We start from the raw sequence: 21,852 nt of genomic DNA on the forward strand, positions 1-21,852 counted from the left end.
CCCATCCCGAACAGGACAGTGAAACGCCTTCGCGCCGATGATAGTGGACGGACGTCTGTGAAAGTAGGTCATCGTCAAGCTCTTACCCCTCAAAGCCCCGCCGGCATCCGGCGGGGCTTTGTCTTTGGGCGATGACTGACTGATATCACCCGTAAATTGGGCCTTGATCCGGCTCGTCATGGGGCCCGTAATCGGACCTTTGCATGGCAGTCAATCAGCCTGCAAGCCGCGCCAATGCTGAATGTGCCCAAATAACAACGCCCGTGGGCGGGGGGGCTTTGTGCGGTAAGATTGACCGAGTCAATTCGTTGGAGCGTTATCGTGAGTGATACCCAGACCCCCGTGCCCGGTACGAAATTAGATCTGCGCACGTTGACCCACGTGGCTTACGGCCTGTTCGCCTTGGGCTTTTTGACGAGTGGAATTCTGGGCATCGCGACCTTGGCTGCCGTGGTGCTGATGTATTTGAAGCGCTCGGAGGCTGCGGGCACGGTATACGCCGCCCACTTCGACTGGATGCTGCGCACGTTCTGGTGGGCGATGCTGTGGCTGGCCATCAGCGGTATTGCCGTGTACATCTTTATTGGCTGGATCGGCCTGATCGCCACGGTTGTGTGGGTGCTGTATCGTTTGATCAAAGGCTGGCTGGCATTGCTGGAAGGTGCCGCGCCCACTACCTACACCTGATGTGATACCCCCAGGGCAAGAACGAAAGGCCGGCGAGTTCGCCGGCCTTTTTCATGCGTCGTTGCCGGGAACGCTAGGACAGGACGACATAGGCGGCGACGATAAGCATCGATACGCCGAAGACCGCGGCCTGGATGCGCGCTGCCCTGGGCGAAGTGAACCGTCCCAGGATAACCTGGCCGCCGTAGATCCACGGGAAATGGCAGAACAGGCCCAGGAACACGAAGGCGGCGCTTAGTTGCGCGACCTGCGCCGAGAGGCTCGCGCCCGGTGCAAGGAACTGCGCGAACATGACGACGATCATCGAGTGGATTTTTGGGTTTAACGCCACGCAAATGAAACCGTCCCAGAACCCCATCTTCTGCTGCGACCACACCGGCTTGTCCGGCGCCCTGGAGGCGCGAAAGAACCCCCACGCCAGATAGAGCAGATAGACAGCGCCGGCCCATTTGAGGAAGTCGTGTAGCTGTGGATGCTCATGGAGCGTGCCGCCTAGTCCCAAACCATAGAGCGCGCAGAGCGCGAGATTGGCAGTCTCGAAACCCATCCAGAATGGCATCGTGCCCCTGATGCCGTACCGGCCGCCAGCCGCCGCCAAAAGGGTATTTCCTGGCCCCGGGCTGACGATCATGGGGACCGCATAGCCCAGGAATATCACCCAACTCTCCCAGCCGGTCATTACTGTTCCTTTGATTGTGGTTGCCGCTGGTCTCTACGGTGGTCCCGAATGCGGCCGAAGCCGTCAGTAGATAGCGCTTCCGGCACCCGACAAAGCGATCTATTCTCATCCCTTCGATAAGCAGCACTAATTGAGAAAATGCGACGGTTACCACCACTGGGCGCACTGCGGGCTTTTGAGGCCGCAGCGCGACATATGAGTTTCACGCAGGCCGCGGCGGAGCTCTGCGTCACGCAGGCGGCGATCAGCCATCAGGTGCGGGAACTGGAACGCTGGCTCGGCCAGCCCATGTTCACGCGCAGGGGCCATGCGTTGAGCCTGACCCAAAAAGGCGCCGCCTATCTGGCGGAACTGTCGCAGGTTTTCGATCGGATGGCGGCGGCGACGGAGCGCGTGCGAGAGAGACGCGAGCGGCCTTTACGGATCTCGGTGCTGCCGTCATTTGCATCACGTTGGCTGCTGGCGCGCTTGCCGACGTTTCGAGCCAGATATCCTGAGGTGGATTTGCGGGTGACGAGTTCGTTGCAACTCTGGAGCGGCGATGACACGTTCGACATCGGGATTCGATCGGGCTTGGGGCGCTGGCCAGGCGTCAAGGCAGACCTGATTGCGCGGGAGTTCCTAAGCCCGGTCTGCAGCCCTGCGTTGGCGTCGGGGCCTCCCGTATTGAAACGGCCTGAAGACCTTAAACAGGTACCGCTATTGCACGACCAACCGCGCCTGGGATGGCAGCAGTGGTGCCAGCATGTGGATGTGGCGCTGGACCTGTCGCAGGGCGTGGTTTTCAATGATGCGGCACTGGTGCTGCAGGCAGCAGTCGACGGGCAGGGGGTTGCGTTGGGGCGCTTGATGCTGGCGGCGAACGATTTGCAGACCGGACGTTTGGTGCGGCTTTTCGAGCACGCATTACCTAACGATTACAGCTATTGGGTCGTGTATCCGCGATCGTCCGCACAGCGTCCGGAGGTTGCTGCATTTCGAAGCTGGTTGCTCGGAGAGGCGCGCCAATCCTAGCGATCAGCCAGATGGAATCGAACGGGACTATCAAGGGGAAAGGCCATGCCCACGGGATATGGAGCAGGCTGCCGCGCGTGAGATGGAGCGTGCGCGAGAGGGAGAGTGTGCTAGCCCGGCGGTGAGCCAGGGCGTCGCGACAATCGAAGAGGCAGGGACGTACGGGGTACGCCCTTTGCCTGCTTACTTCAGATGTGCGTTGACCAGTTTGGTCAGTTCGAACATCGTGACCTGATCTTTGCCAAAGATCGGACGCAGCTTGGCATCGGCGTTGATGTTGCGCTTGTTGCTGGCATCTTGCAGGTTGTGCTTCTTGATGTATTCCCAGATCTTCTTGGTGACCTCGGTACGCGGCACGGCTTCCGAGCCGATGACAGCGGCCAATTCGGCGCTGGGGGTCAGGGGCTTCATGAATGCAGCGTTCGGCTTGCGCGCGGTCGCGGGTTTGGAGGTTGTGGCCATAATGCGGCGCTCCTTCTCTGGCTGTTGGAAAAATTGTCCTGCGGCCGGAGCATAACGTGTCTCTCTCGTAAAGACAAAGGCATTTATCCTCTGTAGCAACTAAAATGCATAGACTGTCCCCCCTACCCCGTCATTCTGTAACCTCCTATGTACGCACGATCTCCTTTGGAATCAATTCGCCTATTTCACGACGAATTGACGGCGCTGCGGCGCGATTTGCATGCACATCCCGAGTTAGGCTTCGAGGAAGTCCGCACCTCTGGGATCGTGGCCGGTGCGCTTGAGGCGCTGGGCATCGAGGTGCATCGCGGCATCGGCAAGACCGGCGTGGTGGGCGTGATCCGGGGCAAGCGCTGCGACAGCGGGCGCATGATCGGCCTGCGCGCGGACATGGACGCCCTGCCCATGACGGAGGACAACGAGTTCGGCCACAAGTCCACCAAACCGGGCCTGATGCACGGCTGCGGCCATGACGGTCACACCGCGGTGTTGATCGGTGCGGCCAAATACCTGGCGCAGACGCGGAATTTCGACGGCACGGCGGTGCTGATTTTCCAGCCGGCGGAAGAGGGGCGCGGTGGCGCCCGCGCCATGCTTGAAGATGGCTTGTTTGACACGTTCCCGTGCGACGCGATCTACGCCTTGCATAACTGGCCTGGCCTGCGGCCCGGCACGATCGGCATCAACCCGGGGCCGATGATGGCCGCGGCCGACCGCTTCGAGATCCAGATCACGGGCCGCGGCGGGCACGGCGCGCACCCCTATCAGACGATTGATCCCGTGACGATCGCGGGGCAGATCATCACGGCCTTGCAGACTATCGTGTCGCGCAATGTGAACCCCTTGGATTCGGCGGTGGTGTCGATCGGGTCCATGCAGGCCGGGCACCCGGGCGCAATGAGCGTGATCCCGCGCGAAGCCAAGTTGGTAGGGACCGTGCGGACGTTTCGCAAGTCGGTCCAGGAAATGGTCGAGACCCGCATGCGCGAGCTGGTTACGGCGATCGCCGGGGCGTTCGGGGGTTCCGCCGAGTTGATTTACGAGCGCATCTATCCCGCGACCTTGAACACGCCGCAGCACGCGAATCTGGTGGCCGACATCGCGACCGAGATGATCGGCAAGGAGAACGTGGTGCGTGATCTGGTACCGTCGATGGGTTCCGAAGATTTTTCGTTCATGTTGCAAAGCAAGCCCGGCGCGTATTTCCGGCTGGGCCAAGGCGGCGCCGAGTCGGGCTGCGTGCTGCATAACTCGCATTTTGATTTCAACGATGCCGTCATTCCCCTGGGCAGCGCGATGTTCTGCGCGCTGGCAGAACGGGGCATGCCGCTGGCAGATTAAGAAGCTTCCATGTCTACTCCCAACACGAATCAACTCACCATTACCCGCCCCGACGATTGGCACCTGCACTTGCGCGATGGCGCGGCGCTGGAAGCCGTGGTGGCGGATACCGCGCGCCAGTTCGCGCGCGCCATCATCATGCCGAACCTGCGGCCGCCGGTAACGACGACCGAGCAGGCACTGGCCTATCGCGGCCGGATCCTGGAAGCGCTGCGTAAAGCCGGCGGCAACCCGGCAGCCTTCACGCCGCTGATGACGCTTTATCTGACCGACAACACCTCGGCGGAAGAGATTTTCCGCGCGCACGAGTCGGGCCAGGTCTATGCGGTGAAGCTGTATCCGGCGGGCGCGACGACCAATTCCGACGCGGGTGTCACCGATTTGCTCGGCAAATGCGCAAAAGCGCTGGAAGCCCTGGAAAAGTGCGGCATGCCGCTGCTGGTGCATGGCGAAGTGACCGACCCCGCGATTGACGTGTTCGATCGCGAGGCGGTTTTCGTGGAGCGGGTCATGAAGCCGCTGCGCCGCGCGTTTCCGGCTTTGAAGGTGGTGTTCGAACACATCACGACGAAGGAAGGCGCGGAGTACGTGCGCGACGCCGAAGGGCCGATCGCCGCGACGATCACGCCGCAGCACATGCTGTACAACCGCAACGCGATCTTCCAGGGCGGCGTGCGTCCGCATTTTTATTGCCTGCCGATCTTGAAGCGCGAGACGCATCGCTTGGCGCTGGTCGAGGCGGCCACCAGTGGCAGCCCGCGTTTCTTCCTGGGCACCGACAGTGCGCCGCATGCGCGTGGTTTGAAGGAGCACGCGTGCGGTTGCGCCGGTTGCTACACGGCGCTGCACGCGATGGAGCTGTACGCGACGGCGTTTGAAGCGGTGGGCAAGCTGGACAAGCTGGAGGGTTTTGCCAGCTTCCACGGACCGGATTTCTACGGCCTGCCGCGAAATACCGGCACGTTGACCTTGCTGCGCGAAACGTACCAGGTGCCGGACGAGCTGGAATTCGGCAACACGACGCTGGTGCCGCTGGCGGCCGGCGAAGCACTGGCCTGGCGCGCCAAGGTCTGAGCGGCGGGAGTGCGCCCGAAACGGCGCGCCTTGGCGAATAAGAAGCGGGGGAGCGGCTGTGCGCCGGTCCCCCGTTTTTTTTACCGTGTGATGAATGCGCGATATCTATATATATAGAGCGTGAGGTCGGCGCATGGCGTTAGAGCGTGCCGTCGCGGCGCGCTTCCAGCAATTCCCAACGGGCGAATCGTTCTTCGAGTTCGCTTTCCAATTTGGCAAGCTCGGTGTTGATGCGATCGACTTCGGCAGGGGCATCGCGGTAAAGGCTGCCGTCTGCCAGCTTCCCGGCCAGTTCAGCCTGTTGCGCCTCGAGAGCGGCGATGGCGTCGGGCAAGCCTTCGAGTTCGCGCAGGTCCCATGCGTTCATCTTGGTCGCCTTGGCCGGTTTGGGCTTGGCGACCTTCGCGCGGGCGGCGCTTTCGTCGACGGGCTTGACGTCGCCGTCTGCATCGGCGGCAGCGGCGGGGCGGGCGGCGGGACGCTGGGCGACCCATTCGTCGTAGCCACCGACGTAGTCGCGCCACCGGCCGTCGCCCTCGTAGGCGATGGTCTGCGTGACGACGTTGTTCAGGAACGCGCGGTCATGGCTGACGAGCAGCACGGTGCCGGCGTACTCCTGGAGCAACTCTTCCAGCAGTTCCAGCGTTTCGATGTCCAGGTCGTTGGTGGGTTCGTCCAGCACCAGCACGTTGGCGGGGCGGGCGAACAGGCGCGCCAGCAACAGACGGGCACGTTCGCCGCCGGACAAGCTGCGCACTGGAGAGCCGGCGCGGGCGGGCGAAAACAGGAAGTCACCCAGGTAGGTCATGACGTGCTTGCGGGTGCCGCCGATTTCGACCCATTCGCTGCCCGGGCTGATGATGTCGACGAGCGAGGCGTTTTCATCCAGTTGCGCGCGCATCTGGTCGAAGTAGGCGACGGCCACGTTCGTGCCCAGCCGCGTGGTGCCGGTGTCGGGCTGCATTTCGCCCAGGATGAGCTTTAGCAGGGTGGTCTTGCCGGCGCCATTGGGGCCGATGATGCCGATGCGGTCACCGCGCAGGATCGTGGTGGAGTAGTCGTCCACCACGATCTTGTCGCCGAAGGTCTTGCCGACATGTTCGAGTTCGGCGACGAGCTTGCCCGAGCGCTGGCCTTCCGCCAGCGCCAGCGAGACGTCACCGATGCGCTCACGGCGCTCGGCGCGCTGGACGCGCAGGCTTTCCAGGCGACGTACCCGACCTTCATTGCGGGTGCGGCGGGCTTCGACGCCTTTGCGGATCCAGACTTCTTCTTGCGCCAGGAGCTTGTCGAAACGGGCCTGTTCCAGGCGTTCGGATTCCAGCCACTGGGCCTTGCGCTCTTGCCACTGGGAGAAGTTGCCCGGGAAGCTGAGCAGGCGGCCGCGGTCGAGTTCGACGATGCGGGTGGTGACAGCGTCAAGGAAGCGGCGATCGTGGGTAATGATGACCGCGGCGCCGCGCCAGCTGCGCAGCATCTCTTCCAGCCACGCGATGCCGTCGAAGTCGAGGTGGTTGGTGGGTTCGTCCAGCAGCAGAAGATCGGGCTCTTCGACGAGGGCGCGCGCCAACGCGACGCGCTTGCGGGTGCCTCCGGACAGGCCGGCGATCTGCGCGTCGGCGGGCAGGCCCAGTTTTTCCAGCATGGCGCGCACGCGCGAGGGGCGTTGCCAGTCTTCGTGGTCGCCTTCTACGTTGCAGACGACGTCGAACACCGTGGCGTTTTCGTCCAGCTCCGGTTCTTGTTCGACCGTGGCGACGCGTAGGCCCGAATTGCGGGCGATGTCGCCGTCGTCCGGCAGCGTCCTGCCGTCCAGCAACCTCAGCAGCGACGACTTGCCCGCGCCGTTGCGGCCAATGAGGCCGATGCGCTCGCCGGCCTGGATGGCGAAGTCGGCGTGGTCCAGCAGCGGGTGGTGGCCATAGGCCAACTGGATGTCGGTAAGAGTGATGAGAGTAGCGAGGGCCATGTATCGAGCCGTTTTTGCGGCGTCTAAGCGGATCAACGCGTATTGTCGCAGGAACCCCGTAAGCTCGTTTGCGGCAAGTTGGCGCGCCCCCCTTGGCGCTAGCGTGGGGGACGGAGCGGCAACCTGTAATAGAATACGGACCGCAGGGCGGGTCGGGCGATCGCGGTGGATGCGAATCCATCGAGGAAGGTCCGGACTCCATAGGGCAGGGTAACGGCTAACGGCCGTCCGGCCGCGTCTTCGGGCGCGGTTGAGGAATAGGGCCACAGAGACGAGACTGCGGAGCGGGCGTGCTTGCACGCACAGATACGGCCATCTCCGTATCGCGCCATTCGGCAACGAAAGGCGGCGTCGCAGGGTGAAACGCGGCAACCTCTACCCGGAGCAACATCAAATAGGCATGCGTGCGGCCCTCGGGCCGCGAAGGGCGGCTCCGTCCAAGCATGCGGGTAGGTGGCTAGAGCGGCTCAGCAATGATCCGCGCAGAGGAATGATCGTCCGCCAGGGAAACCTGGTGTACAGAATCCGGCCTATAGACCCGTCTTGCATCGAATCCCCACCCGAGAGTCGGCCAGGCTTGAAGCCTGGCCGCGCTGGCCTGCGCCCGGCAGTGGCGGCCGCGGCATTTTTTTGACGGCCACGGGCGGTGCGTCGGGCGGGAAGCCTCGCCAGAACGGGCGATCCGGCCCTTCGTAAAACAATGCAAAGTCATCCTTAGGCGCTACTTCTGAAGAAGGACTTGTAGTGTGCGTCGCAACCTCCTGATTTATTAGGAGGTTTTTCTTTTTGCGGTTTTACATATTGGTCTAAGTCCTTGTTGTGATTGAAAAAATTGCAACCACGCGCTTGACCGCCCCTGTGCCATACCGTAGAGTGGGAAATAGTAGGAAATTGTGCAATTAAGTGGGGTAAAAGTGGTGTTTCAGGGAAGCAGCGCACTCACGCTGGATGCCAAGGGACGGATCTCGATTCCGACCCGGCATCGTGACGCGCTGATGTCGCAGGCAGATGGCCGGCTGACCCTGACCCGCCACCCCGACGGCTGCTTGCTGGTGTACCCGCGGCCGGAGTGGGAAAAGAAGCGCGAACAGATCGCCGCCTTTCCCATGACGGCTCGTGCGTTGCAGCGGCTGTTGCTCGGCAACGCTCAGGACGTGGAACTGGACGGCTCCGGCCGGGTCCTGATCGCGCCTGAACTGCGCAACGCTTCCGGTATGACGCGCGATGTGATGCTGCTCGGTCTGGGCGCGCACTTCGAGCTGTGGGACGCCGCTACCCTGGCCAGCCGCGAGGCTGAAGACTTGGCCAAGGGTATGCCGGATGTGTTGAATCAGTTTTCGTTCTGAAAAATCTATGGAATTCGAACATCGGCCCGTTCTGCTGGAGCCGACGGTGGACGCACTACTGCTGCCCGACTTTGGCGGCAAGGGTGCGACACGGTCGCTCACGCAGACCGAGCCGGATACGGCTACGCGGGCGGAACGCGGCGTGTTTGTCGACGGCACTTTTGGCCGGGGCGGGCACAGCCGCGAGCTGCTCGGGCGCTTGGGCAAGGAAGCGCGGCTGGTGGTGTTCGACAAGGACCCCGAGGCGATCGCTGTAGCCCGCGCGTTGGCGGCGGCGGACCCCCGGGTCACGGTTATCCATGGCGGCTTTGCCACCATGGCTGAAGAATTGGAGCAGCTCGGCATCGGCAAGGTCGATGGCGTGATGCTGGATCTGGGCGTGTCGTCGCCTCAGATCGATGATGCCGAGCGTGGTTTCTCGTTCATGCGAGACGGCCCGCTCGATATGCGGATGGACACCACTCGTGGTCCCACGGTGGCGGATTGGCTGGCGCAAGCCAGTGTGGATGAGATGCGGGAGGTCATAGCGGATTATGGCGAAGAACGGTTTGCTTTTCAGGTTGCAAAGGCGATTGCTGCTCGCCGCGCAACAAGGCCGCTGCGCACCACGCTCGAGCTTGCCGAGTGCGTCGCCAGCGCCGTCCGCACGCGCGAAAAGGGGCAGCATCCGGCCACACGCACCTTTCAAGCTTTACGGATTTACATCAATCGGGAACTCGAAGAGCTCGCGCGCACCCTCGCGGCAGCTCTAGACCTGCTTGCTCCGGGGGGGAGGTTGGCGGTGATCAGCTTTCATTCGCTTGAAGACCGCATGGTCAAGCAGTGCATCGTGGCGGCCGCTCGGCCGGCCGCCGCGCATGCACGCCTGCCGCTGCGTGAAAGCGAAATGCCCCAGCCGATCCTGCGTTCCCTTGGCCGTGTCCAGGCCGAAGACGACGAGGTCTCGGGCAATGCCCGCGCCCGCTCCGCCGTCCTGCGCGTTGCCGAACGCACCGAAACGCCGCTGCCCCCCGAGGGCGGTTTCGCGTTCGTGAAGATCGGCTCGCTGCCCGGCAGCGACCTGGCTCCGCCGCCTCGCCGCGGCGGCAAGGGAGGGCGGCGCTAATGGGTCGTGTCAACCTGATCATTGCGGCTTTACTGATGCTGTCGGCCATTTCCCTGGTCACCAGCCGGTATCAGTCGCGTCAGCTCTTTGTGGAGCTGGGACGTGATCAGGCCCAGGAACGCGACCTGGAAACCCACTGGCGCCGGTTGCAGCTTGACCGCGCCGAACTCGCCCGCAACGCGCGGGTCGATGTGATTGCGCGCGACGGCCTGAAGATGATTCCCATCGTTCCGGACCGCACGCTGTATCTGAATCAAGCGCCCGTCTCCACCGCTGGGGGCGCGCAATGAAACGCGTCCCCTTCTTCGACAACCCCGTGCTGCGTGGGCAACTGCCCACCTGGCGCGCGCGCCTGGTGCTGATTCTGCTGTTTGGCGGATTCACGGTGCTGGCTGGCCGCGCGCTCTTCCTGCAGGGGCTGTCGACGGAGTTCCTGCAGCAGCAGGGCGAACGCCGCTATGAACGCACCCTGACGCTTGCCGCCACGCGCGGCAAGATCATGGACCGCAACGGCGCAGTGCTGGCTTCCAGCGTGCCGGCGCGCGCCATTTGGGCGATTCCGGAAGACGCCAAGCAGGGTACGCCTGCGCAGATGGATGCGCTGGCCAAGCTGCTGGATATGCCGGTGGCCGATTTGCGTCACCGTCTGGTCGATGAAGACAAGAACTTCGTCTACCTGAAGCGCCAGGTCCCGATGGACGTGGCCGACAAGATCAAACAGTTGGGCATGGCTGGCGTGCACCAGCAACCCGAGACCCGCCGCTACTACCCGGACGGCGACGTGATGGCCCACGTGGTGGGCTTCAACAGCGTCGAAGATCAGGGCCAGGAAGGCGTCGAACTGACGTTCAACCAGCAGTTGTCTGGCCGCCCCGGCAGCCGCCGCGTCATCAAGGACCGGCTGGGCCGGGTCATTGAAGACGTGCAGGCCGTGACGTTGCCGGTAGACGGCCGCGACTTGCGCCTTTCCATCGATACGCGTTTGCAGTACCTGGTGTTCAAGGAACTGAAGGACGCCATGGACAAGCACCAGGCCAAGGGTGCTACCGCCGTGGTTGTGGACGTGCATACGGGCGAAATCCTGGCGCTGGCCAACGTGCCGACTTTCGATCCGAACAAGCGCGAGTCGTTCCACGGGTCCAAGCTGCGCAACCAGGCCATTACCGATACTTTCGAGCCGGGCTCGATCATGAAGCCGTTCACTGCCGCGCTGGCGCTGGACCTGGGCCGGATCACGACCTCGACGTTGTTCGAAACCGGCAATGGCCGCTTCAGCTATCAGGGCAGCACGATCAGCGACGTGAGCCGCAACGGCACGTTGGACGTGGCCGGCGTGCTGCGCAAGTCCAGCAACATCGGCATGACCATGATCTCCGAGAAGTTGGAATCCCGCGAAATGTGGGACCGCTTCACGGAATTGGGCCTGGGCCAGGCGCCTCAAGTGGGATTTCCCGGTGCGGCGCCCGGCCGCTTGCGCCCCTGGGACCGCTGGCGCCTGATCGAAAAAGCGACGATGGCTTATGGCTACGGCCTGTCCGTGTCGCTGCTGCAGGTGGCGCGCGCCTACACCGTCTTCGCCCGCAACGGCGACATGGTGTCGCTGACGCTGGTCAAGCGCGACAGCGACCCCACCAGCGTCAAGATCTATACGCCCAAGACGACCGCCATGGTGCGCGCGATGCTTGAAGCGGCCGCCGGCCCCGAGGGCACGAAGGCCGCGCAAGTGCAGGGTTACCGCGTGGCGGGCAAGAGCGGCACCGCCCGCAAGATCGTCGACGGCAAGTACAGCATGCAGCGTTATCGGAGCTCGTATGTGGGCTTCGCTCCGGTGTCGGACCCGAAGATCGTGGTGGCCGTGTCCATCGACGAGCCGACGGTTGGCGGTTATTACGGCGGCGCGATCGCCGCGCCCGTGTTCTCCCATATCGTGGGGGGGAGCCTGAGGCTGATGGGGGTGCGGCCGGACGCGCCATTTGAATCCACGATTGTTGCTGGTCTCAAGGAGCCAGGCAGATGAGCGCCAAAGGCTTCCTCTCCCACCCTGTCGCCACGGTTGCCGAAACCGTGGCGTGGTTGCATGCGCGCGTCTCGTTGACGGCGCACCTCAAGCTGGACTCGCGCGATATCGAGCCGGGCGACGTGTTCGTCGCCTGCCCGGGCCTGTCCAGCGACGGACGTCTCTATATAGATAAGGCATTGGCGCTGGGCGCCAGTGCAGTGTTGTTCGAAGCCCCGGCCAGCGAGGCCATCCAGGCCGCCGGCGTCGACGTGCCGATGTTGCCGGTGACCGGCCTGCGCGCCTTGCTGGGCGAGTTGGCCGACACGTGGTACGGCCGTCCGTCCGCCGCGCTGGCAGTGGTGGCGGTGACGGGCACCAATGGCAAGACCTCGTCGGTCCAATGGATCGCGCATGCGCTGAGCCGTAACGACAAGCCTTGCGGCACCATCGGCACCCTGGGTGCCGTGCTGCCCGACGGCCGCACGCTGGGCGGCGACTTGACGACGCCCGACGTCCTGACCGTGCACCGCACGCTGGCCGCAATGCGCGACGCCGGCGCGAAGGCGGTGGCCATGGAAGCGTCGTCGATCGGTATCGAGCAGGGGCGTCTGGACGGCGTGCGCATTGCGCTGGCCGCCTTCACGAACCTGACGCGCGACCACCTTGATTACCACGGCACGATGGAACACTACGAGGCCGCCAAGGCCCGCCTGTTCCGTTGGCCGGGCCTGACGGCCGCCATTGTGAATGCCGATGACGCGGCCGGACGCCGGCTGATCGCAAGCCTGCCCGCCGGTACCGGCGCGATGGGCTACAGCCTGAGCGACGCGCCCGAAATCCCGGCCGCGATGCGTGCGCGAGACCTTCAAGCGACGTCCCAAGGTCAGATCTTCACGCTGGTGTCGCCTCATGGCGAAGCCCAGATCGTGACGCGCCTGCTGGGGGCGCACAACGTGTCGAACCTGCTGCTGGTGGCGGGCGTGCTGTACAAGCTGGGCCTGCCGTTTGCGCAGATCGCGCGGGAATTGGCCGCGACGGACCCGGTCGACGGTCGGCTGCAGACCGTGGAAACGTTGCCGGTCACGACTCAAGCCCATGCGGGCCGCGGCCCGCTGGTGGTGGTCGACTACGCGCACACGCCGGATGCGTTGTCGCGCGCCTTGACGGCATTGCGCGCGGTGGCAGTTGCCCGCTCTGGCCGCCTGATCTGCCTGTTCGGCTGCGGCGGCGAGCGCGATCCGGGCAAGCGTCCGGAAATGGGCCGCATCGCGGCGGAACTGGCCGATCACGTAGTGGTGTCCAGCGACAATCCGCGCACGGAATCGCCGGAAGCGATCGTTGAACAGATTCTGGCCGGCATCCCGAAAGCGGCGCGGGCCGATGTGCAAGTCGACCGCGCACGCGCCATCATGCAGACGATCTGGGCGGCATTGCCCGAAGATGTGGTGCTCTTGGCGGGCAAGGGGCACGAAACCTATCAGGACATCGGGGGCGAAAAGCTGCCTTTCGATGACCGCGAATGGGCGCGTCTGGCATTGCTTCTGCCGCAGGTCAAAGGCGTGTCCACGGATACCCGCCGCATCGGCACGGGCGAATTGTTCGTGGCGCTGGTCGGCGAGAATTTCGACGCGCACAACTATCTGGATCAGGCCGAAGGCCGAGGCGCCTGCGCGGCTGTCGTGGCGCATGCCGTCGGCGACGCGAAACTGCCCCAATTGGTGCTGGGCGACACCCGCCTGGCGCTGATGCGGATTGGCGCGGCATGGCGTTCGCAGTTCTCGCTGCCGGTGGTGGCGGTGACGGGCAGCAACGGCAAGACGACCACCAAGGAAATGATCTCTGCCATGCTGGCCGAATGGCGGGGCGAGACAGGCCGGTTGGCCACCGCCGGTAATCTGAACAACGATATCGGCGTGCCGCTGACGCTGCTGCGCTTGCGTCCGGAGCATCGGGCAGCCGTTTTCGAACTGGGCATGAACCATCCGGGTGAAATCGCGCAACTGGCTGCGATAGCGGCGCCGACGGTGACGCTGGTGACGAACGCCCAACGCGAACACCAAGAGTTCATGCACACCGTTGAAGCGGTGGCGCACGAGAACGGCGCCGCGATCACGGCGCTGCCGGACGACGGCATTGCCGTGTACCCGGGAGACGAACCGTATTGCGCAATCTGGGACGCGCTGGCTGAACCGCGCCGCGTGCTGCGCTTTGGCCTGCAACCGGGCCTGGATGTGTACGCGGAAAACATTCTTGCCGACGTAAGCGCCACCCGCTGCCGCGTCGTGACGCCTGTCGGCACGGCGGATCTGTCCCTGCCGGTGCCCGGCTTGCATAACCTGCGCAATGCACTGGCCGCGATCGCCAGCGCCATCGCGGCGGGTGTGCCGCTGGACAGCGCCGTGCGCGCGCTGGCGGGTTTTGTCCCCGTCGCTGGCCGCATGCAGCACAAGCAAATGAGTGACGGAACGTTGCTTATTGATGACACCTACAATGCCAACCCCGATTCGGTTCGTGTCGCCATCGACGTGCTGGGCCGCATGGCCGGCAAGCGCGTCCTGGTGTTGGGCGACATGGGTGAAATCGGAGACGACGGTCCCGCCTTGCATGCAGAGGCGGGCGTCTACGCGCGCGAGCATGGGCTTGACGCGCTGGTCACGCTGGGCGAAGCCAGCCGGGCGGCCGCGGCCGCATTCGGCGCTGGGGCGCACGCCTGCGCATCGGTAGACGAAGTGGTTGCCGCCTTGCGCGGTTTGCGCGCGTCCTGCGTATTGGTAAAGGGATCGCGCTTTATGCGCATGGAGCGGGTAGTGAAGGCTTTTTCTTTGAATGACGGACAGGCGGCCAAGGGGCAGGGAGAACACCATGCTGCTTGAGATCGCCCGTCTGCTTTCCGATGATGTGCGCGCGCTGGGCGTGTTCGAATACATCACATTGCGCGCCGTGCTGGCGTGCGCGACGGCGTTGCTGATCGGCCTTGTTGCCGGTCCGCGCGTGATCCGCAAGCTGACCGAGATGAAGATCGGCCAGGCCGTGCGTTCGTACGGCCCGGAGACGCATCTGGTCAAGACTGGCACCCCCACGATGGGCGGTGTGCTGATCCTGATTTCCATCGCCATCAGCACGTTGTTGTGGGCGGACTGGACCAACCGCTTCGTGTGGGTGGTGCTGCTGGTGACGTTCGGCTTTGGCTGGATCGGTTGGCGCGACGATTACCGCAAGGTCGTCTATCGCGATCCCGAGGGCATGCCCGCTCGTCAGAAATTCTTCTGGCAAGCCACCATTGGCATGGTTGCCGCGGTGTACCTGGCATTCGCCGTATCGGCTCCCGCCAATACCGAACTGTGGCCGCTGTTCAAGGCCTGGGTCGGAAGCGGCTTCACGATGGCCTTGCCGACGCGCGCCGACTTGATCGTGCCGTTCTTCAAGTCGGTGAGCTATCCACTGGGCGTACTGGGCTTCGTGGCGCTGACGTGGGCCGTGATCGTGGGCACCAGCAATGCCGTCAACCTGACCGACGGCCTGGATGGCCTGGCGATCATGCCGACCGTGATGGTGGGCAGCGCGCTGGGCATCTTCGCCTACGTGGTCGGCCGTGTGGATTATTCCAAGTACCTGTTGTTCCCGTATATTCCCGGCGCCTCTGAATTGATGGTGCTGTGCGCGGCGATCGGGGGCGCGGGGCTGGCATTTTTATGGTTCAACGCGTATCCGGCGCAGGTGTTCATGGGTGACGTCGGCGCGCTGGCGCTGGGCGGCGCGTTGGGCACCATTGCTGTCATTGTGCGCCAGGAAATCGTGCTGTTCATCATGGGCGGCGTGTTCGTGGTGGAGACGCTGTCGGTAATGATCCAGGTGACCTGGTTCAAGTACACGAAGCGACGTTATGGAACAGGTAGACGCATATTCCGCATGGCGCCGTTGCATCATCACTTTGAAGTGGGCGGCTGGAAAGAAACCCAGGTGGTCGTGCGTTTCTGGATCATCAGCATGATGCTGGTGCTGATTGGCCTCTCTACCCTGAAGTTGCGATGAATACGATGGAAACCTCTCGCGCTGACGCGCCGCTTGTCCTGATCCTCGGATTGGGCGAGACGGGTGTCGCCGCCGCACGCTGGTGCGCCCGCTTGGGCGCCCGCTTGCGTGTGGCCGACACGCGCGTCGAGCCGGGCGGACTGGCCGCGCTGCGCGACGCGCTGGCGCAGAGCGATGTCGAATACCGGTTGGGTTGCGACGCGTCTTTTGATACCGCGCTGCTGGACGGCGTGGATCAGGTCGTGCTTAGCCCCGGCCTGGCGCCGGCCCAGGCGCCCGCTGCCGACCTGCTGCGCGAAGCCGAGGCCCGCGGCATTGAAGTCGTCGGCGAAATCGAATTGTTCGCACGCGCGCTGGCCGACTTGGCCGAAACGCGCGAATACCGTCCTCGCTTGCTGGCCGTGACAGGCACCAACGGCAAGACCACCGTGACCGCGCTGACGCGCGACCTGATCGACGCCAGCGGCCTGTCGGTTGTGGCGGCCGGCAATATCAGCCCCGCGGCATTGACGGCGTTGATCGACGCGCTGGACAACGACGCGCTGCCGCAGGTGTGGGTGCTGGAGCTGTCCAGCTTCCAATTGGAAACGACTCGTTCACTGATGGCCGATGCGGCCGTCGTGCTGAATGTCACGCAGGACCATCTGGACTGGCACGGCGGCATGGACGCGTATGCGGCCGCCAAGGCGCGCCTGCTGCAGATGGCGCGCATTGCCATCGTCAACCGCGATGACGCGCTGACCGTGCGCATGGTGCGCACCGTGAACGCGCTGAACGTGCGCACGTTCGGCCGCGACATGCCGGAACTGGTGGGCGACATGGGCCTGGAACTCGGGCAGGGCGTGTCCTGGCTGGTTGCGGCCGAACCCAGCGATTTCGACGAACCCGCGCCGCCCGTGCGCAAGAAGAAGGACGCGCCCGAACCGGTGCGCGCCAACGGCCGCATGAGCCGGCTGATGCCGGTGGACGCCTTGCGCATCCGCGGCATCCACAACGCCCTGAATGCGCTGGCCGCGTTGCAACTGGCGCGCTGTCTGGACCTGGGCTGGGGCGCGATGTTGCGCACGCTGCGTGAATACGCCGGCGAGCCGCACCGCGCGGCCTTCGTGCGCCAGATCGGCGGCGTCGACTATATCAACGACAGCAAGGGCACCAACGTGGGCGCTACCGTCGCCGCGCTGGAAGGCCTGGGGCAACCCGTGGTGCTGATCGCAGGCGGTCAGGGCAAAGGGCAGGATTTTTCCCCGCTGATCCCGGTGGTGTCGCGCCATGCGCGCGCCGTGATGCTGATCGGCGTGGACGGGCCCGAGATTGGCCGCGTGCTGGCCCCGACCGGCGTCAACTGCGTCACCGTCGATTCGCTGCATGACGCCGTGCGCGGCGCGGCCGAACTGGCGCAGCCTGGCGACGCCGTGCTGTTGTCGCCGGCCTGCGCCAGCCTGGATATGTTCCGCAACTATCCGCATCGCGGGCAGGTGTTCGTGGAAGAGGTCGAAGACCTGGCCCGCGACCGTGGAGAGGTGGCATGAGCCTGATCGCCGACCTCACCGCCAGCGTCAATGCCGTACGGCCTGGCCGTACCAAAATGCGCAACTTCGATCTGCCGCTGGTCATCGCGGCGTCGACGTTGCTGCTGCTTGGCTTGCTGATGGTGTATTCGGCGTCGATCGCGCTGGCCGACGGCCCGCGCTACGCATCCTACGGACGCTATTACTTCGTGATCCGCCATGGCCTGTTCGTCACCGCTGGGCTGCTGGCCGGCGCCGTGGTGCTGGCCATCCCGATCCGCGTGTGGCAACGCATGGCGGTGCCGCTGTTCGTGGTGGCGATAATCCTGCTGGTCGCGGTGCTGATTCCCGGCATCGGCCGCGAGGTCAACGGCGCCCACCGCTGGATTCCGCTGGGTCCGCTGAACTTCCAGCCGTCCGAATTGATGAAGCTGGCCGCGTTGCTCTATGCGGCCGACTACACCGTGCGCAAGCAGGAACACATGCAGGCGTTCGCGCGGGGCTTCCTGCCAATGGCTTTCGCGTTGGCCGGCGTGGGCATGCTGCTGCTGCTTGAGCCTGACTTGGGCGCCTTCATGGTGATCGTGGCCATCGCCATCGGCATCCTGTTTCTGGGCGGCATCAACGGCAAGTACTTCAGCAGCCTGTTGGGCGTGCTGGTCAGTACCTTCTTGATGCTGATCTGGCTGTCGCCGTGGCGCCGCGCGCGCCTGTTCGCCTACCTGGACCCCTGGAACGAAGACAACGCTTACGGCAGCGCCTATCAGCTGTCGCATTCGCTGATCGCGCTGGGCCGTGGCGAATGGCTGGGCGTCGGGCTGGGCGCCAGCGTGGAAAAACTGCATTACCTGCCTGAAGCGCACACCGACTTCCTGATGGCGGTCGTGGGCGAAGAGCTGGGGTTTGCCGGTGTCATGCTGGTGATCACGCTGTTCGCCCTCATCATCTACCGTGGTTTCGACATCGGCCGTCAGGCCATCGCCATGGAACGCACATTTGCGGGCCTGGTCGCGCATGGCGTGGCCATGTGGTTCGGCGTGCAGTCCTTCATCAACATGGGCGTGTGCCTGGGGCTGCTGCCCACCAAGGGCCTGACGCTGCCGCTGATGAGCTACGGCGGTTCGGGCGTGGTGATGAATCTTTGCGCGTTGGCCATGCTTATCCGGGTGGACGTCGAAAACCGGATCATGATGCGTGGGGGGCGGGTATGACCGCGGCCCGCACGATCCTGATCATGGCTGGCGGCACCGGCGGGCACATCATGCCCGGTCTGGCCGTGGCCGATGTGCTGCGCGAACGCGGCTGGCGCGTGCTGTGGCTGGGCAACCCTGACAAGATGGAAGGCAAGCTTGTGCCGCCGCGCGGTATCGAACTGGTGCCGCTGCGCTTTCAAGGCGTGCGCGGCAAGGGCGCATCGGCGCTGTTGAAGTTGCCGTTCCTGCTGTTGCGTGCCTTTGCGCAGGCCTGGTCGCGTTTGTCCGAAGTGCGGCCGGACGTGGTGCTGGGCATGGGCGGCTATGTCGCCTTCCCGGGGGGCGTGATCGCGGCGCTGCGTGGCACGCCGCTAGTCGTGCACGAACAGAATGCCGTGGCCGGCACCGCGAACAAGTGCCTGGCCAAGATGTCGCGCCGCGTGCTGAGCGGATTCCCCGGCGTGCTGCCCAAGGGCGAAGCCATGGGCAACCCCGTGCGCGCGGACTTGTGCGCGCTGCCGGACCCGGCCGTGCGCTATGCCGGCCGCACGGGCCCGCTGCGCGTTCTGATCGTGGGCGGCAGCCTGGGCGCGCAGGCGCTCAATACGACGGTGCCGCAGGCGCTGGCGCGCTTGTCGCAAGACCGCCGGCCGCAGGTCATCCACCAGGCCGGTGAGCAACATTTGCCTGCGCTGCAGCAAGCCTACGCCCAGGCGGGCGTGCAGGCTGACTGCCGCGCCTTCATCGATGATATGGCCGGCGCCATGGGCGACGCGGACCTGCTGATTTGCCGCGCGGGCGCCATGACGGTGTCCGAGGTGGCGGCGGCGGGTGTCGCGGCACTGTTCGTGCCGTTCCCGCATGCCATCGATGACCATCAGACCGCCAATGCGCGCTTTTTAAGCGATGCGAAGGCCGCTTGGCTGCAGCCGCAGACCGCCTTGACGCCCGAGTGGCTGGCGGACTGGCTTGCCCAGCGTTCCCGACAAGAACTGGAAGCCGTTGCCGTCCGGGCCCGCGCGCATGCGCGCCCGGAAGCGGCGGCTCATATCGCCGACGTCTGTGAACAAGCAGCGGGGCGTTCATCATGAAACACAGAATTCAACATATTCATTTCGTAGGCATCGGCGGCTCGGGCATGAGCGGTATCGCCGAAGTGCTGCTCAATCTGGGCTACACGATCAGCGGCTCCGACCTGAACGAGTCGGCCGTGACGCGCCGCCTGGCGGGTCTGGGCGTGAAGATCGCCATTGGCCATGTGGCCAGCAATGTCACGGGCGCAGGCGCCATCGTGACCTCCACCGCGGTGGCAGGCGACAACCCCGAAGTGATCGCGGCCCGTGCGTCGCGCATCCCGGTGGTGCCGCGCGCCATCATGCTGGCCGAACTGATGCGCCTGAAGCGCGGCATCGCCGTGGCCGGCACGCACGGCAAGACCACGACGACCAGCCTGGTGGCCAGCGTGCTTGCCGCCGGCGACCTGGACCCCACCTTCGTGATCGGCGGACGCCTGAATTCGGCCGGCGCCAATGCGCGGCTGGGGCAGGGCGACTACATCGTGGTCGAGGCCGACGAATCCGACGCGTCGTTCCTGAATCTGTTGCCGGTGATGGCCATCGTGACCAACATCGACGCCGACCACATGGACACCTACGGGCACGATGTGGCGCGCTTGAAAAGCGCGTTCATCGAATTTACGCAACGCCTGCCGTTCTACGGCAGCGCCGTGCTGTGCTCGGACGACGCCAACGTGCGCGAGATCATGCCTTTCGTGTCGCGTCCCATCACGACTTACGGTTTGAACGAAGAGGCGCAGGTGCGCGCTTATGAAGTGCAGCCCGAAGGCACGCGCATGCGTTTCAACGTGCAGCGCACGCACCTTGGGACATTGTTGCCGCCGTTGCAGGTCGTACTGAACCTGCCCGGTCTGCACAACGTGCGCAACGCGCTGGCGGCCATCGCCGTGGCGACCGAGCTGGGCGTGGCCGACGAGGCGATCTGCGACGCGCTGGCCGCGTTCAAGGGCGTGGGCCGCCGCTTTACGCAGACGGGCGAATTCTCCGTGCCGGCCAGTCATGGCGGCGGCACGTTCACGGTGATCGACGACTACGGCCATCACCCTGTTGAAATGGCGGCGACGCTGGCGGCGGCGCGCGGCGCGTGGCCGGACCGCCGCATCGTGCTGGCGTTCCAGCCGCATCGCTACACGCGGACGCGGGATTGCTTTGAAGATTTCGTGCGAGTGCTGGGCACGGCGGACGCCGTGCTTTTGACCGAAGTCTACGCCGCTGGCGAACCGCCCTTGGTGGCGGCGGATGGACGCGCCCTGTCGCGTGCTTTGCGCGTGGCTGGCAAGGTGGAGCCCGTTTTTGTCGAAGACGTGGCGGAACTGCCCCAGGCCGTGGTGGACTTCGTGCGCGACGGCGATGTGGTGATTGTGATGGGTGCGGGGTCGATCAGCAAAGTCCCCGCCCAAGTGGGAGAACTGGCATGAGCACGCAATTCGGCAAAGTGGGAGTCTTGTACGGCGGCCGATCCGCCGAACGCGACGTGTCGCTAATGTCCGGCAAGGGCGTGCAGCAGGCGTTGGCAAGCGCCGGCGTGGACGCGCACCTGTTCGACACGGGCGAGCGCAGCTTGGCCGAGCTGGCCGCCGAAGGGTTCGACCGTGTGTTCATCGCCCTGCACGGCCGCTATGGCGAGGACGGCACGATCCAGGGCGCGCTGGAACTGCTGGGCATTCCCTATACCGGCAGCGGCCCGATGGCCTCGGCGCTGGCCATGGACAAGACCATGACCAAGCGCGTGTGGTTGCAGCATGGCCTGCCCACGCCCGAATTCGAAGTGCTGGATGCCAACACGGAACTGCGCCTGGTGCCTGACCGCCTGAGCCTGCCGTTGATCCTTAAACCGCCGCACGAAGGCTCCACTGTCGGGATCACCAAGGTGGTGGGCTATTCGGACATGAAAGAGGCCTATGCCGCGGCCGCCCGCTACGACAGTGAAGTGCTGGCCGAGCAGTTCATCACCGGCCGCGAGCTGACCGTGGCGGTGGTGGGTTCCGGTAAGACCGCACGCGCGTTGCCTGTGATCGAGATCGCGGCGCCGGGCGGCAACTACGACTACGAACACAAATATTTCTCGGACGATACGCAGTACTTTTGCCCGGCCACCTTGCCGCCCGAAGTGGCCGAGGAAGTCTCTGCTATCGCCGTCAAAGCCTATCGCGCGCTGGGCTGCGAAGGTTGGGGCCGCGCCGACTTCATGCTGGACCGCGACAACCGCCCGTGGCTGCTTGAAATGAATACCTCGCCTGGCATGACCAGCCATTCTCTGGTGCCCATGGCCGCGAAGGCCGTTGGAATCAGCTACGCCGAATTGTGCGTGGCGATTTTGTCCGAGGCCTCGTGCAAAGTGCACAGCGCCTCCCGTAACGCTTGACC

General features: G+C 64.5%; 18 protein-coding genes and 1 other RNA gene. 16 read left to right on the forward strand and 3 right to left on the reverse strand.

Features of this window, described 5'->3' with window-relative positions; translation table 11 throughout:
• Positions 1 to 321: 321 nt before the first annotated feature.
• The gene (locus ACI0FO_RS00005) at positions 322 to 687 is read left to right on the forward strand and encodes a DUF4870 family protein (RefSeq protein ID WP_199196724.1); all 366 of its coding nucleotides are present in this window, start codon (positions 322 to 324) and stop codon (positions 685 to 687) included.
• A 73-nt stretch (positions 688 to 760) separates the two neighbouring features.
• On the opposite strand, the gene ACI0FO_RS00010 is transcribed toward ACI0FO_RS00005, so the two are convergent.
• Positions 761 to 1,366 carry a LysE family translocator gene (locus ACI0FO_RS00010; protein ID WP_416023175.1) on the reverse strand — a complete coding sequence of 202 codons (606 nt, stop codon included), beginning with the start codon at positions 1,364 to 1,366 and terminating at the stop codon, positions 761 to 763.
• Positions 1,367 to 1,504: 138 nt separating this feature from the next.
• Between ACI0FO_RS00010 and gcvA the strand changes: the two genes are divergently transcribed.
• On the forward strand, positions 1,505 to 2,380 hold the full coding sequence (gene gcvA / locus ACI0FO_RS00015) for a transcriptional regulator GcvA (protein WP_416023177.1): 876 nt from the start codon (positions 1,505 to 1,507) through the stop codon (positions 2,378 to 2,380).
• 183 nt (positions 2,381 to 2,563) lie between these two features.
• On the opposite strand, the gene ACI0FO_RS00020 is transcribed toward gcvA, so the two are convergent.
• A complete protein-coding gene (locus ACI0FO_RS00020; RefSeq protein ID WP_006217453.1) occupies positions 2,564 to 2,842 on the reverse strand; it encodes an SWIB/MDM2 domain-containing protein in 279 nt (92 codons plus the stop codon).
• Positions 2,843 to 2,989: 147 nt separating this feature from the next.
• Here ACI0FO_RS00020 and ACI0FO_RS00025 point away from each other — a divergent pair, with 147 nt between their 5' ends.
• Both ACI0FO_RS00025 and pyrC read left to right on the forward strand, forming a co-directional pair.
• Entirely contained in the window at positions 2,990 to 4,183 is a 1,194-nt protein-coding gene (locus ACI0FO_RS00025) for a M20 aminoacylase family protein (protein ID WP_416023179.1), read from the forward strand.
• A 9-nt stretch (positions 4,184 to 4,192) separates the two neighbouring features.
• Positions 4,193 to 5,257 carry a dihydroorotase gene (gene pyrC / locus ACI0FO_RS00030; RefSeq protein WP_416023181.1) on the forward strand — a complete coding sequence of 355 codons (1,065 nt, stop codon included), beginning with the start codon at positions 4,193 to 4,195 and terminating at the stop codon, positions 5,255 to 5,257.
• A 139-nt stretch (positions 5,258 to 5,396) separates the two neighbouring features.
• Here the strand turns inward: pyrC and ACI0FO_RS00035 are convergent, their stop codons facing one another.
• Positions 5,397 to 7,226: an ATP-binding cassette domain-containing protein gene (locus tag ACI0FO_RS00035; RefSeq protein WP_416023183.1), complete on the reverse strand. Its 1,830-nt coding sequence runs from the start codon at positions 7,224 to 7,226 to the stop codon at positions 5,397 to 5,399.
• Between the two features lie 144 nt (positions 7,227 to 7,370).
• Between ACI0FO_RS00035 and rnpB the strand changes: the two genes are divergently transcribed.
• The 12 genes from rnpB (at position 7,371) to ACI0FO_RS00095 (ending at position 21,850) form a co-directional block, all read left to right on the forward strand.
• Positions 7,371 to 7,775, forward strand: an RNA gene (gene rnpB, locus ACI0FO_RS00040) — RNase P RNA component class A.
• A gap of 368 nt (positions 7,776 to 8,143) precedes the next feature.
• On the forward strand, positions 8,144 to 8,572 hold the full coding sequence (mraZ, locus tag ACI0FO_RS00045) for a division/cell wall cluster transcriptional repressor MraZ (protein WP_006226256.1): 429 nt from the start codon (positions 8,144 to 8,146) through the stop codon (positions 8,570 to 8,572).
• A gap of 7 nt (positions 8,573 to 8,579) precedes the next feature.
• Positions 8,580 to 9,677: a 16S rRNA (cytosine(1402)-N(4))-methyltransferase RsmH gene (rsmH, locus tag ACI0FO_RS00050; RefSeq protein WP_416023185.1), complete on the forward strand. Its 1,098-nt coding sequence runs from the start codon at positions 8,580 to 8,582 to the stop codon at positions 9,675 to 9,677.
• Positions 9,677 to 9,967, forward strand: coding sequence for a cell division protein FtsL (gene ftsL, locus ACI0FO_RS00055; RefSeq protein ID WP_416023187.1), 291 nt, complete (start codon positions 9,677 to 9,679; stop codon positions 9,965 to 9,967). Before rsmH ends, ftsL begins: the two co-directional genes overlap by 1 nt.
• Positions 9,964 to 11,694 carry a peptidoglycan D,D-transpeptidase FtsI family protein gene (locus tag ACI0FO_RS00060; protein ID WP_416023189.1) on the forward strand — a complete coding sequence of 577 codons (1,731 nt, stop codon included), beginning with the start codon at positions 9,964 to 9,966 and terminating at the stop codon, positions 11,692 to 11,694. The genes ftsL and ACI0FO_RS00060 overlap by 4 nt, the downstream gene beginning before the upstream one ends.
• The gene (gene murF / locus ACI0FO_RS00065) at positions 11,691 to 14,549 is read left to right on the forward strand and encodes a bifunctional UDP-N-acetylmuramoyl-L-alanyl-D-glutamate--2,6-diaminopimelate ligase MurE/UDP-N-acetylmuramoyl-tripeptide--D-alanyl-D-alanine ligase MurF (RefSeq protein ID WP_416023191.1); all 2,859 of its coding nucleotides are present in this window, start codon (positions 11,691 to 11,693) and stop codon (positions 14,547 to 14,549) included. The genes ACI0FO_RS00060 and murF overlap by 4 nt, the downstream gene beginning before the upstream one ends.
• A complete protein-coding gene (mraY, locus tag ACI0FO_RS00070) occupies positions 14,539 to 15,708 on the forward strand; it encodes a phospho-N-acetylmuramoyl-pentapeptide-transferase (protein ID WP_416023193.1) in 1,170 nt (389 codons plus the stop codon). Before murF ends, mraY begins: the two co-directional genes overlap by 11 nt.
• On the forward strand, positions 15,705 to 17,237 hold the full coding sequence (gene murD, locus ACI0FO_RS00075) for a UDP-N-acetylmuramoyl-L-alanine--D-glutamate ligase (protein WP_416023195.1): 1,533 nt from the start codon (positions 15,705 to 15,707) through the stop codon (positions 17,235 to 17,237). The genes mraY and murD overlap by 4 nt, the downstream gene beginning before the upstream one ends.
• Positions 17,234 to 18,427, forward strand: a complete 1,194-nt coding sequence (gene ftsW, locus ACI0FO_RS00080; protein WP_416023197.1) for a putative lipid II flippase FtsW — start codon at positions 17,234 to 17,236, stop codon at positions 18,425 to 18,427. The genes murD and ftsW overlap by 4 nt, the downstream gene beginning before the upstream one ends.
• Positions 18,424 to 19,500, forward strand: coding sequence for an undecaprenyldiphospho-muramoylpentapeptide beta-N-acetylglucosaminyltransferase (murG, locus tag ACI0FO_RS00085; protein ID WP_416023199.1), 1,077 nt, complete (start codon positions 18,424 to 18,426; stop codon positions 19,498 to 19,500). Before ftsW ends, murG begins: the two co-directional genes overlap by 4 nt.
• Complete coding sequence (murC, locus tag ACI0FO_RS00090; RefSeq protein WP_416023201.1) at positions 19,497 to 20,903, forward strand: UDP-N-acetylmuramate--L-alanine ligase; 1,407 nt, start codon at positions 19,497 to 19,499, stop codon at positions 20,901 to 20,903. The genes murG and murC overlap by 4 nt, the downstream gene beginning before the upstream one ends.
• The gene (locus ACI0FO_RS00095; protein WP_416023203.1) at positions 20,900 to 21,850 is read left to right on the forward strand and encodes a D-alanine--D-alanine ligase; all 951 of its coding nucleotides are present in this window, start codon (positions 20,900 to 20,902) and stop codon (positions 21,848 to 21,850) included. The genes murC and ACI0FO_RS00095 overlap by 4 nt, the downstream gene beginning before the upstream one ends.
• Positions 21,851 to 21,852: the final 2 nt, after the last annotated feature.

Origin of the sequence: Achromobacter marplatensis, assembly GCF_049060505.1 — a bacterium.
In the GTDB taxonomy this organism is placed as follows: Bacteria; Pseudomonadota; Gammaproteobacteria; order Burkholderiales; family Burkholderiaceae_B; genus Achromobacter; species Achromobacter marplatensis_A.

What these genes read in the sequence shown, in the direction of transcription:
- ACI0FO_RS00010 (WP_416023175.1), bottom strand. Translation starts at nt 1,366, where the DNA reads ATGACCGGCTGGGAGAGTTGGGTGATATTCCTGGGCTATGCGGTCCCC.
- gcvA (WP_416023177.1), top strand. Translation starts at nt 1,505, where the DNA reads ATGCGACGGTTACCACCACTGGGCGCACTGCGGGCTTTTGAGGCCGCA.
- ACI0FO_RS00020 (WP_006217453.1), bottom strand. Translation starts at nt 2,842, where the DNA reads ATGGCCACAACCTCCAAACCCGCGACCGCGCGCAAGCCGAACGCTGCA.
- ACI0FO_RS00025 (WP_416023179.1), top strand. Translation starts at nt 2,990, where the DNA reads ATGTACGCACGATCTCCTTTGGAATCAATTCGCCTATTTCACGACGAA.
- pyrC (WP_416023181.1), top strand. Translation starts at nt 4,193, where the DNA reads ATGTCTACTCCCAACACGAATCAACTCACCATTACCCGCCCCGACGAT.
- ACI0FO_RS00035 (WP_416023183.1), bottom strand. Translation starts at nt 7,226, where the DNA reads ATGGCCCTCGCTACTCTCATCACTCTTACCGACATCCAGTTGGCCTAT.
- rsmH (WP_416023185.1), top strand. Translation starts at nt 8,580, where the DNA reads ATGGAATTCGAACATCGGCCCGTTCTGCTGGAGCCGACGGTGGACGCA.
- ftsL (WP_416023187.1), top strand. Translation starts at nt 9,677, where the DNA reads ATGGGTCGTGTCAACCTGATCATTGCGGCTTTACTGATGCTGTCGGCC.
- ACI0FO_RS00060 (WP_416023189.1), top strand. Translation starts at nt 9,964, where the DNA reads ATGAAACGCGTCCCCTTCTTCGACAACCCCGTGCTGCGTGGGCAACTG.
- murF (WP_416023191.1), top strand. Translation starts at nt 11,691, where the DNA reads ATGAGCGCCAAAGGCTTCCTCTCCCACCCTGTCGCCACGGTTGCCGAA.
- mraY (WP_416023193.1), top strand. Translation starts at nt 14,539, where the DNA reads ATGCTGCTTGAGATCGCCCGTCTGCTTTCCGATGATGTGCGCGCGCTG.
- murD (WP_416023195.1), top strand. Translation starts at nt 15,705, where the DNA reads ATGAATACGATGGAAACCTCTCGCGCTGACGCGCCGCTTGTCCTGATC.
- ftsW (WP_416023197.1), top strand. Translation starts at nt 17,234, where the DNA reads ATGAGCCTGATCGCCGACCTCACCGCCAGCGTCAATGCCGTACGGCCT.
- murG (WP_416023199.1), top strand. Translation starts at nt 18,424, where the DNA reads ATGACCGCGGCCCGCACGATCCTGATCATGGCTGGCGGCACCGGCGGG.
- murC (WP_416023201.1), top strand. Translation starts at nt 19,497, where the DNA reads ATGAAACACAGAATTCAACATATTCATTTCGTAGGCATCGGCGGCTCG.
- ACI0FO_RS00095 (WP_416023203.1), top strand. Translation starts at nt 20,900, where the DNA reads ATGAGCACGCAATTCGGCAAAGTGGGAGTCTTGTACGGCGGCCGATCC.